Annotated in this window: 12 protein-coding genes and 1 pseudogene; 8 read left to right on the top strand and 5 right to left on the bottom strand. The window is 72.6% G+C overall.

Annotated features, from left to right (window positions below; all coding sequences use genetic code 11):
* The first annotated feature begins 2 nt into the window (after positions 1 to 2).
* The 5 genes and pseudogenes from NAEX_RS10600 (at position 3) to NAEX_RS52850 (ending at position 8,146) form a co-directional block, all read left to right on the top strand.
* Positions 3 to 671, top strand: coding sequence for a DotU family type IV/VI secretion system protein (locus tag NAEX_RS10600; RefSeq protein WP_096327389.1), 669 nt, complete (start codon positions 3 to 5; stop codon positions 669 to 671).
* A 5-nt stretch (positions 672 to 676) separates the two neighbouring features.
* A complete protein-coding gene (locus NAEX_RS10595) occupies positions 677 to 4,231 on the top strand; it encodes a type VI secretion protein IcmF/TssM N-terminal domain-containing protein (protein ID WP_100793258.1) in 3,555 nt (1,184 codons plus the stop codon).
* An 11-nt stretch (positions 4,232 to 4,242) separates the two neighbouring features.
* Positions 4,243 to 5,676, top strand: a complete 1,434-nt coding sequence (tssC, locus tag NAEX_RS10590; protein ID WP_170135627.1) for a type VI secretion system contractile sheath large subunit — start codon at positions 4,243 to 4,245, stop codon at positions 5,674 to 5,676.
* Positions 5,677 to 5,699: 23 nt separating this feature from the next.
* A pseudogene (locus NAEX_RS52855) lies at positions 5,700 to 6,797 on the top strand (type VI secretion system ImpA family N-terminal domain-containing protein); the annotation flags it as partial.
* A 359-nt stretch (positions 6,798 to 7,156) separates the two neighbouring features.
* A complete protein-coding gene (locus tag NAEX_RS52850) occupies positions 7,157 to 8,146 on the top strand; it encodes a type VI secretion system domain-containing protein (RefSeq protein ID WP_245913671.1) in 990 nt (329 codons plus the stop codon).
* A gap of 115 nt (positions 8,147 to 8,261) precedes the next feature.
* Here NAEX_RS52850 and NAEX_RS10575 read toward each other — a convergent pair whose 3' ends face one another.
* Both NAEX_RS10575 and NAEX_RS10570 read right to left on the bottom strand, forming a co-directional pair.
* A complete protein-coding gene (locus NAEX_RS10575; protein WP_143825554.1) occupies positions 8,262 to 9,794 on the bottom strand; it encodes a serine/threonine-protein kinase in 1,533 nt (510 codons plus the stop codon).
* A gap of 817 nt (positions 9,795 to 10,611) precedes the next feature.
* Positions 10,612 to 11,733 (bottom strand): hypothetical protein, encoded by a 1,122-nt coding sequence (locus tag NAEX_RS10570; RefSeq protein WP_096327383.1) that lies wholly within the window; start codon positions 11,731 to 11,733, stop codon positions 10,612 to 10,614.
* 146 nt (positions 11,734 to 11,879) lie between these two features.
* On the opposite strand from NAEX_RS10570, the gene NAEX_RS10565 reads away from it, so the two are divergent.
* The gene (locus NAEX_RS10565) at positions 11,880 to 12,824 is read left to right on the top strand and encodes a hypothetical protein (protein WP_096327382.1); all 945 of its coding nucleotides are present in this window, start codon (positions 11,880 to 11,882) and stop codon (positions 12,822 to 12,824) included.
* A gap of 278 nt (positions 12,825 to 13,102) precedes the next feature.
* Here NAEX_RS10565 and NAEX_RS10560 read toward each other — a convergent pair whose 3' ends face one another.
* Positions 13,103 to 14,149 (bottom strand): hypothetical protein, encoded by a 1,047-nt coding sequence (locus NAEX_RS10560; RefSeq protein ID WP_096327381.1) that lies wholly within the window; start codon positions 14,147 to 14,149, stop codon positions 13,103 to 13,105.
* 114 nt (positions 14,150 to 14,263) lie between these two features.
* Entirely contained in the window at positions 14,264 to 14,548 is a 285-nt protein-coding gene (locus tag NAEX_RS10555) for a hypothetical protein (protein WP_096327380.1), read from the bottom strand.
* A gap of 164 nt (positions 14,549 to 14,712) precedes the next feature.
* On the opposite strand from NAEX_RS10555, the gene NAEX_RS10550 reads away from it, so the two are divergent.
* The gene (locus NAEX_RS10550; RefSeq protein ID WP_143140966.1) at positions 14,713 to 16,176 is read left to right on the top strand and encodes a Vgb family protein; all 1,464 of its coding nucleotides are present in this window, start codon (positions 14,713 to 14,715) and stop codon (positions 16,174 to 16,176) included.
* 52 nt (positions 16,177 to 16,228) lie between these two features.
* Here the strand turns inward: NAEX_RS10550 and NAEX_RS10545 are convergent, their stop codons facing one another.
* Positions 16,229 to 16,639, bottom strand: a complete 411-nt coding sequence (locus NAEX_RS10545; RefSeq protein ID WP_096327378.1) for a hypothetical protein — start codon at positions 16,637 to 16,639, stop codon at positions 16,229 to 16,231.
* Between the two features lie 164 nt (positions 16,640 to 16,803).
* Here NAEX_RS10545 and NAEX_RS10540 point away from each other — a divergent pair, with 164 nt between their 5' ends.
* On the top strand, positions 16,804 to 18,357 hold the full coding sequence (locus NAEX_RS10540; protein WP_096327377.1) for a thrombospondin type 3 repeat-containing protein: 1,554 nt from the start codon (positions 16,804 to 16,806) through the stop codon (positions 18,355 to 18,357).
* Positions 18,358 to 18,717 lie beyond the last annotated feature (360 nt).

Here is an 18,717-nt window from a genome sequence, read left to right as displayed (position 1 = left end):
GCATGCACCGGATCTACGAGGTGACGCGGGTCTGCTTCGACCACGCGCTCCTGCTGCAGCAGCCCGAGGGCGTCACCGACGTGGCGACGCTCCACCGCAGCGCGGTCGACCAGGTCGAGGCGACCGAGGCCGCGGCGCGCAAGGCCGGGTTCGGGGCCGAGAACGCCCGGCTCATCAAGTACGCGCTGGTCGCCTTCATCGACGAGGTCGCCCAGGCCACGCCGGGGCCGGTCGCCGACTTCTGGGTCGACCACCTGCTGCAGCGCGACTACTTCAACGAGGTCCGGGCCGGCGAGAACTTCTTCGTCCACCTCGAGAAGCTGCTCGGCGCCCGCCGCGACGACGAGGACGCGCTCGACGTGCTGCAGGTGTACGCGACCTGCCTGTTCCTCGGGTTCCGCGGCAAGTACGTCGCGCGCTCGAACGAGCGGGGCTTCGACGAATTGTGCCGCCGCGTCGGCGACAAGCTGAAGGACCGGCTCGCGCTCGAGGACGGCCTGCCGCCCCCGGCCGAGGCCGAGTGGAAGCGTCCGGGTCGCACCAGTAACCTCGCGGTCTGGATCGGCGCGATCGCGCTGCTGTTCTCGGTCGCGCTGCTGTGCGGCTACGAGAGCGAGCTGTCCGAGGACGCCGAGGCGCTGGCTGGTCGGCTGCAGGAGGGCGTGCCGTGAAGGGGATGATCTACGTCCTGACGATCGCCGGCGCGGCGATCGCCGCGATGGTCGCCGCGGTCCGCTACCTCAAGCTGCCGCAGGAGTACGTGTGGTGGACGGCGGCGCTGATGGCGGTCGTCGTCATCATCGCCGGCATCGTCACGTTCATCAATTTCCTGCGCGCCAAGAAGGCGGCGGTCGACAAGGCCAACCCGAAGGCCAGCCAGGAGCAGCTCGACTTCGCCAACCGGCTGCGCGACGTCGCGGCCACGCTGAAGCACGTCGATCGCCACCAGCGGTCGACCGCGCCGGCGCGGCCGCGCCTCGTCAGCGCCCGCCTCGACGCGCCGTGGGTGGCGGTGCTCGGCCTGCAGGGCCACGGCAAGACGCGCCTGCTCGGCGCGCCGCACCCGAAGCGCCTGCCGGAGTACGACCACAACGGCCCGGTCAAGGGCGCCGACGCCAGCGCCGCCCCGGAGGACCGCCCGCGGCTGTTCAGCGCGCCGGGCCAGGCGGTGTTCGTCGAGGTCCCGCACGCGCTCGCGCACCGCGAGGACCTGCGCAAGTCGTGGCTCGCGGAGCTCAAGCTGCTGAGCAAGCGCGACCAGCCGCTGCACGCGATCGTGCTGTGCGTCGCCGCCGACGACCTCGTCACCGCGCCCGACCCGATCGCCCGCGCCGGCGAGATCGGCGACCTGCTCGCCGCGGAGGTCTCCGACCTGGTGACGAACCTGCAGGTCCACGTGCCGGTGTTCCTGGTCGTCACCCGCCTCGACCGCCTGTCGGGCTTCGGCGACGTGCTCGGCGCGTTCGAGACCCTGAGCGCGCCGCTCGGCTTCGAGCTGCCCGACGGCCGCAGCGAGGAGCTCGCGGTCAAGGAGCTGCGCTCGCGCTTCGACGCGCTGGCCGGCTGGCTCGACCGCCGCGCGCTGCGCCTGCTCAGCCGCTTCCGCGAGCCCGACCCGCCGCGCCAGGGCCGGATCTACACCCTCGTGCAGCAGATCGCCGGCATGCAGGAGCCGCTGGCCGCCATCGCCCAGCGCGTGCTCGCGGCCCGCGGCGGCGACCCGGTGCGCCTGCGCGGCGTGTTCCTCACCAGCGCGATGCAGGACGGCGAGCCGGTCGTCGACGCCGTCCTCGAGAACCTGGCCAAAAAGACACGCGGCAGCTTCACCCCGGCCGCGCCCGACCCGGCGCCGAGCAGGCGGATCTTCGCCGAGGAGCTGATCGGCACGCACGTGCTGCGCGCCGGCGGCCTGGCGCGCCGGACCACCCGCGCGCTGCAGCGGTCGGCGATCAAGCGGATCGCCGTCGGCGCGTCGCTCGGCATGGTCGGCCTGTACGTCGCGCTCGACTCGGCCGGCGCGGCCGGCCGCAACCGCGAGCTCAACCAGCAGACCGCCGACGCCAGCGCCGCGGCGGCGGCCGAGCTCGGCGGACGCCGGCGGGTCCCGGTCGAGAGCGGCAAGATCGTGCCGCTGCGCGAGCTCCTGGCCCGCTGGGAGGACGAGAGCGGCGACGACCGCGACGAGGTGCGGGAGTGGGGCCTGTTCCGCGACGAGGTCGTGCCGCCGCTGCGCAGCTTCTACAAGGACGCGATGTTCGCCGGCGTGACCTCGACCCTGCGCGACAAGGCCGAGGCGGAGCTGCGCGACTTCGCGGCCCGCTTCGAGTCGCCGGAGCTGATCCCCGACATCGAGGACCGGATCCGCAACCGCCTGTCGCTGCGGTTCTACCTGCTCGTCACCGGCGACAAGAAGAGCTACGAGATGCAGCCGATCTCGCAGGAGTCGAAGTTCCTGCGCGAGACGCTGCGGATCCGCTGGTCGGGCAGCGCGCGCACGCAGGTCGGCACCGCCGAGTACGCGGCGATCGAGCGCGCGGTCGACAAGTACATCGACCTCGCGCAGGACAGCGACTTCAACCTGCCGCGCGACCCGCTGCTGATCGAGCAGGCGCAGGAGATCCTCAAGCGCGAGGACTCGGTGCGGGCCGAGGTCGAGAAGATCGTCGACGAGGTCAACGGCATCCAGGAGCTGTCGAAGGTCAACCTGCGCACGCTGACCGGCCTGCCGGACCTCGAGAACGACGGCACCGAGGTGCGGGCGGCGTTCACGATCGAGGGCTGGGCCTACGTCAAGCGCGAGCTGGCGAGCGCGCTCGAGGCCGACTCGTGGGTGCTCGGGCTCGACCAGGCGCAGGCCAGCCAGCGCCAGCGCCGGCGCGGCGCCGAGATGCGGACCGAGTACTTCAAGATGTACACGGAGGAGTGGCGCCGCTTCATCCAGCGCACGCGGATCGCCCCTCCGACCAGCCTCGACGAGGGCAAGCGGCTGATGGGCGAGCTGGTCAAGGGCCCGCGCCTGCCGCTGTGGCGGGTGTTCGCCGAGCTCAAGCGCCACACCGAGATCGCCGACGACTACGACTACGGCGACAACAAGTCGCTGCTCGCCCTGCTGAGCAAGGACAAGGACAAGAACACCGGCGGGCTGGTCAAGGCCGACGCGGTGCGCAAGGAGTTCGCGCGCCTGGTGATCTTCGGCGTCGCCCCCGAGGGCAAGGAGGGCACCGCCGGGCTCGACCAGTACCACGGGCGGCTCAAGGAGCTGCGCGACGCGATCGGCAAGGCGCTCGAGAACAAGGAGGAGGAGAAGGCGCTGGTCGAGCAGCTGCGCGGCGCGATCGACTTCACCAAGTCGCTGGTGCAGGACGCCGAGCTCGACACCTGGACCGCGGGCACGACCAAGCTGCTGGTCACGCCGCTCGAGGAGCTGCTGCGCATGCTGGTCCGCGACCAGGGCACCGGCGCGGTGGCCGACTGGTGCGCGCGCATCGTCGACCCGATGTACGAGCGCTTCGACGGCCGCTACCCGTTCGCCGCCGACTCGCGCAGCGACGCGGCCGTCGCCGACTTCGAGGAGTTCTTCCACCCCGAGAACGGCTTCATCCGCAAGGCCCGCGAGGAGCTGTTGTCCGGCTACGTGGTGCTCGAGGGCAACACCGTCGAGCTGCGCGACCGCGGCCGCAACGACGGGCCCAAGCTCGACCCCGGCGTGATCCGCTTCCTCAACCGCGCCCAGGACATCGGCACGGTGTTCTTCCAGAACGAGGAGCTGCGCGTCGACTTCGAGCTCATCCTCGCCTGCAACCCGCAGGTCAGCAAGGTCGAGGTCACCGTCGAGGGCAAGAAGATCGAGTTCGCGTGCGGCAACGAGAAGCCGACGCTCATGCGCTGGCCCGGCAAGGAGGAGCACGGCGCGTCGCTCAAGGCCTACGGCCGCCAGACCAACAAGGTGCTGGCGATGTCCGGCGAGTGGGGCCTGTTCGAGCTGCTCGAGAAGCCGCCGTCGACGGTGCCCGAGTTCAAGGGCGACGAGGTCGTCAACTTCCGCTTCGACATGACCTCGTACAACCTCGGCGTGCTCGACGTGCGCGTGCGGCCGCGCCGGGTCCGCGGCGGCACCGCGTTCTTCGGCCTGCCGAACGGCAGCAAGCAGTTCCTGTCGCTGGTCCGCGCCGCCGACGTGCTGCCGCCCAAGCGGCTGTTCACCAACATGGCGCCCTGCGGAGGCAGCTGACCTTGGCGACGGTGCTCGAAGCGCTGCTCGAGGGCGTGCCCGAGAGCGACCGCCCCAGGGTCCGCCGCGGGCTCAAGACGGTGCTCGCCGGCCTGGCCCGCACGGCGGCCTGGCGCGCGCCGGAGCTGGTCGACGCGGTCCACGTCGACAGCATGATCGCCGAGCTCGACCGCCGCCTGAGCGCCCAGCTCGACCTCATCCTGCACCACCCGAACGTGCAGGCGCTCGAGGCGGCGTGGCGCGGGCTGCGGTTCGTGGTCGAGCACGTGCGCGAGGGCGACAACACGTTCATCGAGCTGGTCAGCGTGACGAAGCAGGAGCTCGCCGACGACTTCGCCGACGCGCCGGAGATCCCCCAGTCGGGGCTGTACCGCCTGGTGTACTCGAGCGCCTACGCGACCTTCGGCGGCAAGCCGTACGGGCTGATCTGCGCCGACTACGACTTCGGCCCGGGCGCCGAGGACCTCGGGCTCCTGCGCCAGTGCGCCGCGGTGGCGGCGATGGCTCACTCGCCGTTCATCGCCAACGCCGCGGCCGGCTTCTTCGGCCTCGAGTGTCTCGACCAGATGCCGCGCGTCCGCGACCTGCGGGCGATCCTCGGCGGCCCGCGCTACCGCCTGTGGCACTCGTTCCGCGACACCGAGGACGCGCGCTACGTCGGCCTGTGCCTGCCGCGGTTCTTGCTGCGCGTGCCGTACCGCGTCGACGGCGACCCGTTCATGCCGCTGCGCTACCGCGAACGCGTCGAGGACGACCACGAGCACTACCTGTGGGGCCGGGCCTCGTTCGCGTTCGCGGTGCGGGCGATCGACAGCTTCGCGCGCACGCGCTGGTGCGTGTACATCATCGGCTCGCGCGCCGGCGGGATGATCGAGGGGCTGACGCAGATCGGCTTCCCGTCGATGCCGGGCCTCGCGCCGCGCTGCCCGTTCGAGTGCCTGATCACCAGCCGCATCGAGCACATGCTCAGCGAGGAGGGCTTCATCGCCCTCGTCTACGACCGCGCGTCGGGCGGGGCGATGATCCACTCGGCCTCGTCGACCCAGCGGCCGCGCAAGTACGCCGACACCGAGGAGGGCCGCGCGGCCCAGGCCTCGGAGCGGCTCGGCGCCCAGCTGCCGTACATGTTCCTGGTGTGCCGGCTGTCGCACTACATCAAGCGCGTGCAGAGCGAGCGGCTCGGCCAGTGGGACAGCCGCCAGACCCTGCAGAAAGAGCTGACCGACTGGCTGCGCGGCTTCGTGTCCGACGTCGAGAACCCGCACTGGGAGACGCGGGCGAGGAAGCCGCTGCGCAAGGCCTCGATCAAGGTCGAGTCGGTCGAGGGGCAGACCGGCTGGTACCGCTGTCAATTGCTGCTGCAGCCGCACCTCACGCACAACAGCGCCTCGTTCACGCTGTCGCTGCTCGGGCGGCTGGAGAAGAGCACGGGCTCGCGCGAGTGAGCCGAGGGGAATAGGAGGGAGCCGTGGCGATCGCCGAGGTGTTCATCAAGGAGGCCGAGGCCCTGCTCGCGCCGATCTCCGCCGCCGAGCCCGGCGGCAAGAACCCCAGCACCGACGAGCGCTACCAGGAGCTGCGGGTCGAGGTCGACAAGGAGAACTCGCCGATCGGCGAGGCCGTCGGCTGGGCGCGCGTCGAGAGCCTCGGCCGCGAGATCCTCGGCAAGGTCGCCAAGGACCTCCTCGTCGCCGCCTACACCGCCTTCGCCCTGCACAAGACCCGCGGGATCCACGGCCTCGCCGTCGGCGTCCTCGTCGTCGACGGCCTGTTCGACCGCTTCTGGGACACGATGTACCCGCCGGTCGCCCGCCTCAAGGGCCGCGGCACCGCGCTCAAGTGGCTGCTCGAGCACGCCGCCGCGGCGCTGCAGAGCTACACGCCGCAGGTCTCCGACCGCGCGGCGATCACCGCCCTCGTCACCGCCAGCAAGCAGCTCCGCGGCCGCGCGCGCGACAAGCTCGGCGACCACGTGCCCTCCTTCAAGGAGTGGACCGACCTGCTCGAGAGCATCCAGGCGACCCTGCCGCCCGAGCCCAAGGCCGAGCCGCAGCCCGAAGCGCCTTCGGGACAGGTCGCTCCGGACATGTCCCAACAGGCAGCCGCCGCGCCGGCCGCTGCGGCCGCGCCGGCGCCCGCGGCCGCGGCGACCCCTGCGGCGCCGCCGGCCGCGCCGGCCGCCGCGCCCGAGCCGCCGCCGGCGCCGGCCAAGCCGACCCCGAAGGACATCGCCGGGCCGTGGCTGGCGCCGATCGCCGGCGCCAACCCGGCCGGGCGCGACCCGACCGAGTCGAGCGAGTACCAGGCGATCCTCGCCGAGATCGACAAGCTGCAGTCGCCGACCGGCGGGGCGATCGACTGGGCGGCGATCGTGCAGAACGCCGACACCGTGCTGAAGACGCAGGCGAAGGACCTGCGGGTGGTGTGCCACCAGGCGCTGGCGCGGTTCAAGACGCGGCGCATCGACGGGCTCGCGCTCGGCCTGGCGATCCTCGCCGAGGTCGCCGACGCGTTCTGGGACACCGCGTTCCCGCCGGCGGCCCGCCTGCGCGGCCGGGCGGGGGCGCTGCGCGGCATGCTCGAGCAGGTCGAGCCCGAGCTGGGCGCGTGGCAGCCGAAGCCGAACGAGCGCGCGGCGCTCGAGCAGCTCAAGGACAGCGCGACGCGGCTGCAACAGGTGACGCGCGCCCGCTACGCCGACCAGGCGCCCAACCTGCGCCCGCTGCTGCAGTCGATCGATCAGCTCTTGCTGACGATCCCCGCGCCCGAGCCGCCCAAGCCGGCCGCACCGCCGCCGCCGCCGCCGAAGGTCGAGGCCCGCCGCCGCCGCCGCCGCAGGCCGCACCGCCGCCTCCGCCTCCGCCTCCGCCGCAGCAGGCTGCGCCGCCGCCTGTCCCTCAGGCCAGCCCGCCGAAGCCGGCGGTGGTGGTCGAGCCGCCCAAGACCGTCGCCGCCGCGCCGACCGCCGACCTCGCCGCGGTCGACAGGTTCCTGCGCGGCACCGGCGAGGAGCTGGTCAAGCTGGCGCACGCGCTGCGTCGGGCCAAGACCAGCGACGCGCTGGCCTACCGCCTGCTGCGCTCGGGCCTGTGGATCTACATCGCCGCGCCGCCGCCGATCCGCCCCGACGGCAACACGGCGATCAACGGCCTGCCCGAGGGCGAGCGCAACCGCCTCGAGGCGCTGATGAACGCCGGCAAGTGGGCCGAGCTGGTCGAGAACAGCGAGTCGCTGCTGCCGATGAACCGGTTCACGCTCGACCTCCACCGCTACAGCATCGAGGCGCTGAAGCACCTCGGCCCGGACCACGACGCGGCGCTGCGCGGCCTTCTGGCCGAGGTCGGCGCCCTGCTGACGCGCCTGCCGAAGATCTTCGAGCTCAAGGACAACTCGGGCGCGCCGATGTGCAGCGACGCGACCCGGGCGCTGCTCGAGCGCGAGGCGCTCGGCGGCGGCGGTGGTGGCGGCGGTGCGGCGGCGGCCCCGGCTGCGGGCGGGCCGGCGCAGATCGTGATCGCCGCTCCGGTGGCCAGCGGGATCGACGACGCCGCGATCGCGCAGATCAAGGGCCTGCTCCGCGGCAAGCGCGAGGAGGGCCTGCGCCTCGGGGCCGTGCGCGTGCAGTCGGCCGTGGGCGGGCGGTCCCGCTTCCTCCGTCGCGTCGAGCTGGCCGAGGCCTGCCTCGACGGCGGCGAGCTCGGGCTGGCGCGCTCGCTGTTCGCGGGGCTGGTCGGGGAGATCGACGGGCAGCACCTCGACGCGTGGGAGCCGGAGCTGGCGGCCCGCTGCCTCGAGGGCCACGTCCGCAGCGCGCCGAAGGGCCAGCCGGCCGAGAAGGCCGCCGTCGACGCGGCGCTGGCCCGCCTCGCCGGCCTCGATCCGGTGCGCGCGGCCGCGCTGGTGCCGAAGAGCTGAGTCACGAGATGCCCTGGGGGACATGTGACATGTCCTTCCGAGCAGGCGCCGGTCGGCGGGCCGACGGCATGTCGCAGGGGACATGCCCTGGGGGACATGTCGATGGGACCCGCCGTCACAGCCGCAGGGCCAGGGTGACCTTCTGCGGCGACGCGAGCGCGGGGAAGCGGGCGCGCTCGGCCGCCTCCTCGATGCAGTTGCCGAGGTCCGAGCCGCGGGCCGGCTTGTGGGCGGTCGCGCTGGTGACCTTGCCGCTGGTGCCGACCTCGACGTCGACCTTGTAGGTGGTGCCGGGGATCCCCAGCTCCGAGCACGCCCGCAGCGCGCCCGACAGCCCGGCCGCGGCGGCCTTGATCTCGGCGTCGCCGAGCGCGGCCAGCGGCGCCTTGCTCGCGGGCGCCTTGGCGGCCGCGGACGGCTTCGGCTCCTTCTCCTTCTTCTTGGCGAGCGTGCCCGCCGGCTCGGGCGAGGCCGGCGGTGGGGTGTCCTCGGGGACAGGTTGAGCCACCGGCGTCGGCTCGGGCGTCGGGGGCGCGGGCGGGGTCGCGGGGGCGGGCGGCTCGGCCGCGGGCGCGGCGGCCAGCGACGGGGCTGGCTGTTCGGGCATGTCCTGCGGGGCAGGTGGGCGGACGGCCAGGAACACCGCGACGCCGACGACGGCGGCCAGACCGACGGCGGCGAGCGCCGGACCGAGGAGCCGGCGCGGCGGCGGGGCCTGGACCATCTCGAAGTGGATGTCGAACGCCCCGGCGGCGTCGATCTCGCGGATCGCCGCCGCCAGCTCGTCGGCGGTCTGGAACCGATCCTCGGGCCGCTTGGCCAGGCAGCGCAGGATCACCGCCTCCTGGCGCTCGCTGACCGGGTGGCTCGGGTCGACCTCGCTCGGCCGCGGCGGCGGCTGGTGCATGTGCATGCTCAGCACCGCCATGAACGCCTTGGCGCGGAACGGCAGGCGGCCGGTGAACATGCGGAACATCAGCACGCCCATCGCGTAGATGTCGGAGCGGCCGTCGAGCGGCTCCTCCTGGGCCTGCTCGGGCGACATGTACTCGGGCGTGCCGAGCAGCACGCCGGTCTGGGTCATCTCGTCGCCGGCGTCGCTGATGATCTTGGCGATGCCGAAGTCGAGCACCTTGACCAGCTCCTGGTCGCCCTGGCGGATCAGGTAGATGTTGTCGGGCTTGAGGTCGCGGTGGACCAGGCCGTGCGCGTGCGCGGCCGACAGCGCGGCGCACACCTGCAGGAGGATGTCGCGGGCGCGCTCCCACGGCAGCACGCGCTCGCGCTTGAGCACCGACTTGAGGTCCTCGCCCTCGAGGTACTCCATGACGAAGAACGGCGCGCCGTGGTCGGTCTTGCCGAAGTCGGTGATGTCGACGATGTTCGAGTGGCGGACCCGCGACGACGTCCGCGCCTCCTGCATGAAGCGATCGGCGATCTCCGGCTTGTCCTGCAGGTGGGCGTTGAGGGTCTTGATCGCGACCTTGCGGCCGATGTCCATGTGCTCGGCGAGGTAGACCTCGCCCATGCCGCCCTTGCCGAGGCGGTGATGCACGCGGTAGCGGTCGGCGAGCACCTCGCCCTCGTGAATGGTCGCCGGCGCCGGTACGGGCGGGTGGCTGAAGCTCGAGGAGTTCGAGCCCGACATCCGCGTCGGCGTGTCGGTCCCGGCCAGCGCGGCTGCCTGCGGCGGCGGGGTCGGCCCGGCGAGCTCGACGACGGGCTCGGGGACCTCGGCGTCGGGCTCCGGCGCGGGGGCAGCGTCGACGGCGGGCTGCGCGGGAGCGGAGACGACGGGCGCCGGCGCGGGCGTGGAGGGAGCGGAGAGGACGGGCGCCGGCGCGGGAGCGGCGAGGGTGGACGGCGCGGGAGCGGAGAGGACGGGCGTCGCGGGAGCGGAGAGGACGGGCGTCGTGGCGAGAGCAGAGGCGAACGGCGCGGGAGCGGGGACGACGGGCTTCGGCGCGGGAGCGGAGACGGCGGATGCGGGCGCGGAGACGACGGGCGTCGCGGGAGCGGAGACGACGGGCTTCGGCGCGGGCGCGGAGACGGCGGATGCGGGCGCGGAGACGACGGGCGTCGCGGGAGCGGAGACGACGGGTTTCGGCGCGGGAGCGGCGACGACGGGCGTCGGCACGGGAGCGGCGACGACGGGCTTCGGCGCGGGAGCGGAGACGACGGGCGGGGGCGCGGGGAGCTTGAGGCCCGGCGGGGCAGCCTGGACGGCGGGCGGGGGCGCGGGGAGCTTGATCGCCGGGGGCGCGGGGAGCTTGAGGCCCGGCGGGGCGGCAGGCTGGACGGTCGGCGGCGCGGAGCGCTTGAGGGCCGTGGGCGGGGCGCGGGGAGCTTGGCAGCGGGCGGGGGCGCGGCGGCGGGCTCGATCTCGGGCTCGACCTCGACGTCCGGCTGGGGCTGCTCCTCGGCACTCACGTCGGCCACGATACCGCAACACCAGCCCGCGGCGGTCACGCCCCGCAAGCGGCGCGCAGCTCGGCGCGGATCTCCTGCATCAGCGGCACGTACGCGCTGCCCCCCGGCACCACGTTGCACAGCGTGTCGATCGCGTAACGGTCCGGGGGCAGCGACTGGATGAAAGCGCGCAGCTTGGGGGTCGTCTCGGTGCCGAATCCGTCTTCGTTCTGGCTCGGGTCCCAGGCGCAGGCCGGCTCGCCCGTCTTGGGGTCGCCGAGCAGGCCGATCATGTAGAGGTCGTCGATCCCGGTCGGCTTGATGTTGATCAGCGAGCCGGCCCAGAAGCTTTCGAAGATCTCTTCGGAGCCGTCGTGGCCCTGGGCGTCGTTGTTGTCGTCGTCCTCGTCGGCCAGCAGGATCATCGTGAGGAACGCATCGGGGCGGTAAAAGCCCTGGTTGCAGCCCATGTTGAGCGTCGGGTCGAGCGCGCCGAACAGGGCGTCGACCGGCCGCTCGTCGGGGTCGCCCTCGGCGCCGATGTTGAACAGGCACTCGAGCGTCAGCGGCATGTCGAGGTCGGGCATGGTCGCGTAGGGCAGGCCCTCCGAGAACATGCACGGGTTGCCGTCGTCGTCGGCGCTGACGAGCGCGCCGAGCTTCTGGCACTCGGGCGGGTTGCTGGCGTAGGGGCCGGAGGTGACCACGCCGAGGTGGATGCTGCAGGCCTGGCGCAGCTCGGGGATCATCTCGTTGCCGAACGTGGAGATGAAGTCGAGCAGGATGAGGGTCTTGATCAGCATGCTCGGCGAGTTGTCGGCGACGAACAGGATGTCGAGGTCCTTGCACCGGCCGATCCCGCAGCCGCCCCCCGTGGTCTCGTCCTCGCCGGTGGACGTGCTCGTCACCGGCGTCAGCGTCGTGTCGGTCGTCGCCGTGGTCGTCGTCGACGTCGGCGGGGCAGCCGTCGCGTCGCTCGTGGTCGTCGTCGTGGTCGGCGTGGCGGTCGTCGTCGACGTCGGGCTCGTCTGCGCCGAGGGTCCGCCGCACACGCCCGCCTCGCAGCGCAGGCTCGGGCCGCAGTCGCTGTCGGCGGTGCAGGGCTGGCCGGACAGGAAACCGCCGGTGAAGCAGGCGCTGAGCGCGAGCGCCCAGGCGACGAGGAGCGGGCGCGCCATCGCCTGGCAGTATCGGCGAGGACGTGCCGGCGGTGCAACGCCGCCAACCTGTCCCATGCGACACGGGGCATGACAAACTGCCGATCGGGCGCGCGGAACTGCGCCTTGTGGCCTCGGGGGCCGGCGGCATATGATCGCGGCCCTTCATGGCGATGGCGACGCACGGGCGGCGATGGTTGTCCGCGGGGCTCGCGGCGGCGCTGGCCGCCCTGCCGGCGGCGCCCGAGGTCCGCGCCGCCGCCCCGGCGAAGGCGAAGGCGGGCGACGAGCTCAACGCCAAGATCAGCGCGCTCGCGCAGGAGGCGCAGACGCGCTTCGAGACGGCCGACTACGCCGGCGCGATCGAGCTGTGGACGCAGGCCTACGCCGCGCTGCCGAACGAGCCGGCGTACGACAAGCGGCGCAACGTGCTGGCCTACCAGATCGCCCAGGCGTGCGTCGAGGCCTACGAGCTCGACCCGCAGCTCGTGTACCTCCGCAAGGCCGAGCGGCTGTTCGACAACTACCTGAAGACGATCAGCGCCAAGGACAAGAACACCACTGCGAAGGTGCAGAGCACGCTCGACGAGCTGCGCGAGAAGATCCGGGTCGCCGAGGAGCGCGAGGCGGCCGACAAGCAGGCCGCGGCCGAGGCCGCGGAGGCGCGCGGCGAGGGCGGCCCCGGGCCCCACGTTGCGGCGCAGAAAGCGAGCGAGGCGCGCGAGGCCGAGGCCCGCGCGGTCGCCGAGCGCGAGGCCAAACGCGCGCGTCGCCTCACCATCGCCGGTGGGGCGCTCACCGGCGCCGGCGCGATCGTCCTCGGGGTGATGGCCTACGGCCTCGCCCGCGGCGCCCGCGTCGACCGCGACGGCGAGGCCGCCAAGGCCGACGGCGTCACCGACCCCGCCGTCTACCGCGACCTGCTCGACCAGGGCACCGCCGCCAACACCCTGGCGATCGCCACCGCGGTGGCCGGCGGCGTGCTGGTCGTCACCGGCATCGGCCTGCTCGGCGCCGGCGCGGCCGGCCAGCAGCGGGCCCGCCGCGACCTCGGCCTGGCCCCGACCTGGCTGCGCGGCGGGGCCGGAGTGGTGCTTCAGGGCAGGTTCTAAAGGACATGTCGCCCGGAGCATGCCTGTTCGGGCATGTCCTCGAGAGCTCGTGGAGGCGAACGGGCCCCCGCCCGCATGACCGACCGCCCGGACGGGAACGCGCGCTGCCCCACGCGCTCATGCGCGCCCGGCTGAAACGGCATGTGCTTTCGGACCGACGCACCGCGAGGCGCGGCTGCTCTCGCGGGGGCGCCGGAGCGGCCGCCGGGCCCGTGGATCCACGTGTCCATGGGAGCATGTCCGAAAGGGCATGTGCTTGGGGCGAGGCGCGGGGCGGCTCACAGGCGGCGGCGGGGGCGGCCGACGCGGCCGCCGGGCTGGGACACGCGGCGGGCCAGCTCGCTCATGAAGGCGTCGTCGGCGAGGTCGGGGTTGCGCTCGTGCAGGTGGGCGAGGAAGGCCTCGATGTCGGGCTTGTCGCTGCCCTGCTGCAGCCCCTGCATCACCCCGAGCAGCATGCGTTCGCTGCGGAGGCGCTCCTCGTCGAGGCGGCGGCGGAGGAGGATCGCCCGGCCGAACAGGATCGCCAGCACCAGCACCACCACGCCGAGCGCCCAGGCGATGATCGTGCTGAGCTGCATGCCCCGGTGGAGCAGGGCCTCGAGGCGGGTCCAGAAGTCGGCCTGGAACGCGTCGGCGCGCTCGCGGAAGCGCAGCTCCTCGAGGCCGTCGTGGCCGCCGATGATGATCTGGTGCGTCACCTCGCGCGCGACCAGGCCGAACGCCGGGGTCAGCTCGTCGGCGAGCGCCCGGCGCAGGCCCGGCGCGACGTCGCGGGCGATCATGGTCCGCAAGCTCGGGCCGAGCTCGTCCTCGATCACCGCGCGCAGGGCCGGGCCGACCTGGTGGCGCAGGCCGCGACCGGCCGACTCCATCAGCCCGTCGACCGTCGACTGCGTCAGCGACTGCGCCAGCGCGCGCATGTCCTGACGTGTCTCCGGGGACAGGCCGGCGCCCAGCACCTGCTGGACCGCGCTGCGGGCGGCCTCGGCCGCGGCGGGCCCGAGGTCCGACCGCAAACTGCGCGCGGCGGCGGCCGAGACCGCCTCGATGTAGCGGGCCGAGGCCTGGCGCAGCTCGGCCTGGCGCGCGTCGTCGGTCATCGACTCGACGACGCCGTCGACCAGCGTCTTGCTGAGCTCGCGGGCCGCGTGCTGCACCTGCGGGTCGAGCATCAACCGCTCGATGCGGCGCTGCGACTCGGGGTTCTCGAAGAAGCCGACGCCCTCGTCGAGCGCGGCCGGGACGGTGCGACGCGTGAGGTTTTCGGCGCTGAGGCAGCCGCAGAGCAGGAGGCCGAGGAGGAAGCCGATGCGAGCGCGCATCCCTCGTTCATGCGCGAGGCGACGCCCCGGCGTCCGCGAACTGCGACGGGACGGGCGCGCGGGTCGGAGGCGCGCGCGCCCGTCAGCGCGGGGGCGTCCGGGCGAGGTCGCCGCTCAACCCTTGCCCTCGGTCTGCGGCTTCTTCCCGCGCCGGCGGATCTCGCGCGGATCGTCGGAGTCGAAGCCGAGATCGCGGTGGCCGTCCGGCTGGGCGTCGCGGTTGGGCTGCAGGTGGCGCGGCCGGACCTCATCGGGATCGCCGCCCTGGTGGCCCTTCTGGCCGTCCTCGCGGTTGCGCGGCGTGTCGCTCGGGTTGACCTGGTTCAGGCCGGTGTTCGGCCCGCCGCGGTCGCGATCGGTGTCGTCGTGAGAGGGTTTGAATCGCTTGTGCGGGTCCATGCCCGAACCGTGACGTGGGCGGGTGGGGAGTCAAGGCGCGCGCCGGAGGCGAGCGGACAACGACGAAGCGTCGGTCTGGTGTTGCCCGCGGGCCGGGGGATCTGCCCTGGCGGCCTGATGCATGGATACCCGCTCTCAGGAGCGGTTGTGATAGCTTGCGGCCGATGGTTTCCACGCGTCGGTTGGTAGGGGGCATGTTCGCGTTCATCGGGCTCGTCGGCTGCGGAGACGACGGGCGAGCCACGGCCTCGGCGACGGCCGGACAGTCGGAGGGCACGGCCTCGACGCCGGGCACGGCCACCGAGCCGACGAGCGGCACCGGCAGCGCGACGCAGGCGACGACCGAGGACACCGGCACTGCCTCGAACTCGGCCAGCGAGGCGACGACGACGACCGCGCCGACCACCACGCAGGACGTGACGATCACCGGCACCACCGGCCCGACCACGAGCACCTCGACCGGCCCCGACCTCACCACGACCGGCCCCGACACGACCACCACCGGCGACCCGTGCGGCGGCGGGGGCGGGCGCGGCGGCTTCGACTTCAGCTACTTGTGGGTGGCGAACACCTCGCAGGGCAGCATCTCGAAGGTCAACACGAACACGCTGATCGAGGAGGGGCGCTACTACGCCGACCCCAACCCGGCGGGCGCCAGCTCGTCGCGCACGTCGGTCAACATCGACGGCCACTTCGTCGTGGTGTCGAACCGGGCCTCGTACAGCGTGACCAAGTTCGCGGCCGACAAGGGCGACTGCGTCGACAAGAACGGCGACGGCGTGATCACCACCTCGGCCAACAAGGACGACCTCCTGCCGTGGGGCAGCGACGAGTGCATGCTGTGGAACACGCCGGTCAGCCCGGCCCCGTTCGGCTACAACGGCGGCCCGCGCGGGACCGCGTGGGCCCCCGGCGAATTCAACCCGGCGACCTGCAAGTACGAGGACCAGAAGGTGTGGGTCGGCTGGCTCGACGCGCCGACGCACGCGATCATCGGCCGCTTCGACGGCGTCACCGGGGTGCAGGACGCGACCATCCCGCTCGACGGCTGGACCAGCCAGATCTCGCCGTACGGCGCCGCGGCCGACGGCAACGGCTACGTGTGGTTCATCAACGTCTATCAGGAGCTGGTCCGCATCGACACCGAGACGCTCGAGGTCAAGCGCTACCCGGGCGAGGGCATCCAGTTCTACGGCATGACCGTCGACGGCAAGGGCAACGTGTGGTTCGGGCCGTACAACAACGGCAACGTGGCGATGTTCGACGCCCAGACCGAGACGTTCCACCAGATCCCCAACTCCGCCGAGAACCACCGCGGGATCGCCGTCGACGCGAACGGCATGGCGTGGGTCGCCGCCAACGCCGGCGGCACGCACGGCTGCGGCCTCAACCAAATCGACACCAACACGATGACGGCGGTCCAGTTCCACACCTTCGAGCAGTGCTCGACCCCGGTCGGCGTCAGCATCGACGTCGAGGGCTTCGTGTGGATGGTCGACTACGGCGGCTGGGCCTACCGCATCGACCCCAACACCTACGCCAAGACCCAGGTGCTCATCGCCGGCGACCACTACACCTATTCGGACATGACCGGCGGCGGCCTGTTCAACGCCGTCATGCCGGGCTAGGCGCGCGAGGCGCCCTCGAGCGCAGGTCCTGACGCCCAAGCGCTTCGCCGAATCATTCGCCCCGGAGCATCAGCGGGTCCTCGCTCCACCAGAAGCCTGCGCGGCCGACCTCGTGCAGCAGCACGACCACGCCGGGGAGGTCGCCGTCGGTGCCCAGGCTGAACTCGTAGCGCAGATCGATCCACGGATCGGGCTCGCGCTCCTCGGGTTCGGCCTCGTTCGTCGGCTCTCCGTCGGCCACCTCGAGGCAGCGGACCCGGATGTGGTAATCGCCGACCTCCTGCCATTCGAACGCGCTGCGGAGCACGCCGGAGCCGGACCGCCATTCCATCGCGCCGGTGTGGTCGGGCTCGATGGTCCACACCTGGTTCATGAAGGGGAAGCTCCCGAGCGCCTGTCTCCACTCGCCGACCGGCGCGCTGCGGAACCGCTGGCGATAGCGCTCGAGCCTGGGCTCGCTCATGCGTCGAGGATAGCGCGAGCGCTTCGCTCTCGACCCCGTCGCGGACGACGTCTTCCGGGCGGCGACGGTGGGGCCGTCGCACCGCAGGCCGGGTCCGAACACCCGTAGCAGGTCGCCGGCGATGTCACCGCAATTTTTCCGCAGTCGACGGGTACTCCCCGCGCATGAGCCTCTCCCACCATCCCCGGCTGCGGTCGCTGGCGCTGACCGGCGCGTTCTTGTTGACCGCGTGTCCCTCCGACGGGACCACGACCACCGACTCCGCGCCGACCACCAGCACCGGCGGCGTCGACTCGACGAGCGGCACCGGCGGTGACTCGACCACGACCGTCGCCGACGAGCCGACCGGGACCACGGGCGAGCCGACGAGCACCGGCGAGCCGCCGACGAGCACGACGAGCACGACCGGCACGACCGGCGAGGATGAGGTGATCCCCGTGCCGCCGGCCTGCGAGGACCCGGGGCCGACGTGCATGGACCCGATCACGAAGTGCAAGCTCGACCAGGACCGCGACGGCTTCGTCTTCGAGTGCGACAACGCGCCGGACCTCCCCAACCCCGGGCAAGAAGACATCGACGGCGACGGCTTCGGCGACGTCGCCGACCTGTGCCCCGTGCTGGCGAAGGACGACAACTTCGGCGACGCCGACCGCGACGGCGTCGGCGACGAGTGTGACGTGTGCTCGCGGTCCCCCGGCGTCTACAACAAGCAGGTCGCGTCGGTGCCGTTCTACATGCGAGCGCGCCGCAACCCGGCGCAGGCCGACAGCGACCGCGACGGCGTCGGCGACAGCTGCGACAACTGCGTGCGCGTCGCCAACTGCGAGGGCTACGGCGACGGCCCCGGGCTCGCGCCGCACGTGGTCGGGCAGCCGACCGACGTGCAGGCGCCCGGCTGTCAGGACGACGCCGACGTCGACCTGATCGGCGACGCCTGCGAGGGCATGATGGTCCCCGGCGCCGCCGGTCCGGTCGGCTTCCTCGACGGCGACGACTTCGATCAGGACGGGCTCGCCAACCTCGTCGACGGCTGCCCGCGCCAGCCGGTCGAGCGGCGCGCGTGCGCCGGCGACGACGACTGCTCGAGCGGCGCGACCTGCAGCGCGGCGCAGATCTGCAACCACGCCGATCACGACGGCGACGCGATCGGCGACGCGTGCGACAACTGCCCGTGGACCGCGAACCCGGAGCAGCTCGACGAGAACGTCGACGACGACCCCGACCTCGACTTCATCGGCGCGGCCTGCGAGCAGCAGGCGGATTGCGTCGACCACGACAACCCGCGCCCGTTCGCGTTCTACGACGTCAGCGTCAACGGCTACTGCTGCGTGACGACCTACAACGGCCAACCGCTGGTCGACCCCGACGGCGAGCCGATCGACGTCGCCGATCTGCCGCCGCTGCCGCCCGGCGTGCTCGAGCTGCCGCCCGGCTGCGAGGAGGCGCTCGCCCACAGCGAGGACGGCAAGGCGCACAAGATGAAAGCCTGCCACGTCGACGCGCCGACCGACCTCTGGCAGTACTTGTGCCTGATGCCGGCCTGGGACCATGAGTTCGACGGGGTCCCCGACGGCTGCGACCTGTGCCCGTACGCGTACGACCCGAGCAACGCGATCTACGTCGACGCCGAGATGAAGGAGTGGCCCAACTTCGGCAAGTACTGCCAGGGCGACTACAGCGCGGACAACCTCGACCCGGCCAACATGTGCATGCCGTGAGCGCTGCCGTCCGGCGATTGATCCGCGTGCCCAAGCGTGATAGTGATTCACATGCATGTATGAATGAACATGTCGTCATGGACATGTTTTTTGAATCATGCGACCGCGGGCGTCCCGGCCGGAATGGACGCTCCACGTCGCGTGAGGTCTGACGGGCGACGATGACCTGAAGCGAGCTCACGGCTGCGCTGCTCCCCACGCGGGCAGCGCTGGGATCCAGGATGCAGAGCTCGCTGGGCGGAGGAGCGGGTGACCTCGCCGTGACGCTCGTGCAGCCGCTCGCGCTCGCGCGCAGGGGAGCGTGCCGATCGCTGCACCGCGCGCCACCGGGGCGTCGCGCGTGCGCCGCAGACGACGGGG

Source organism: Nannocystis exedens, assembly GCF_002343915.1.
In the GTDB taxonomy this organism is placed as follows: Bacteria; Myxococcota_A; Polyangia; order Nannocystales; family Nannocystaceae; genus Nannocystis; species Nannocystis exedens.
Note: the sequence above shows the minus strand (reverse complement) of the source record. Positions and strands in the feature narration are given on the sequence as shown.

What these genes read in the sequence shown, in the direction of transcription:
- NAEX_RS10600 (WP_096327389.1), top strand. Translation starts at nt 3, where the DNA reads ATGCACCGGATCTACGAGGTGACGCGGGTCTGCTTCGACCACGCGCTC.
- NAEX_RS10595 (WP_100793258.1), top strand. Translation starts at nt 677, where the DNA reads ATGATCTACGTCCTGACGATCGCCGGCGCGGCGATCGCCGCGATGGTC.
- NAEX_RS10575 (WP_143825554.1), bottom strand. Translation starts at nt 9,794, where the DNA reads ATGTCGGGCTCGAACTCCTCGAGCTTCAGCCACCCGCCCGTACCGGCG.
- NAEX_RS10570 (WP_096327383.1), bottom strand. Translation starts at nt 11,733, where the DNA reads ATGGCGCGCCCGCTCCTCGTCGCCTGGGCGCTCGCGCTCAGCGCCTGC.
- NAEX_RS10565 (WP_096327382.1), top strand. Translation starts at nt 11,880, where the DNA reads ATGGCGATGGCGACGCACGGGCGGCGATGGTTGTCCGCGGGGCTCGCG.
- NAEX_RS10560 (WP_096327381.1), bottom strand. Translation starts at nt 14,149, where the DNA reads ATGCGCGCTCGCATCGGCTTCCTCCTCGGCCTCCTGCTCTGCGGCTGC.
- NAEX_RS10555 (WP_096327380.1), bottom strand. Translation starts at nt 14,548, where the DNA reads ATGGACCCGCACAAGCGATTCAAACCCTCTCACGACGACACCGATCGC.
- NAEX_RS10550 (WP_143140966.1), top strand. Translation starts at nt 14,713, where the DNA reads ATGGTTTCCACGCGTCGGTTGGTAGGGGGCATGTTCGCGTTCATCGGG.
- NAEX_RS10545 (WP_096327378.1), bottom strand. Translation starts at nt 16,639, where the DNA reads ATGAGCGAGCCCAGGCTCGAGCGCTATCGCCAGCGGTTCCGCAGCGCG.
- NAEX_RS10540 (WP_096327377.1), top strand. Translation starts at nt 16,804, where the DNA reads ATGAGCCTCTCCCACCATCCCCGGCTGCGGTCGCTGGCGCTGACCGGC.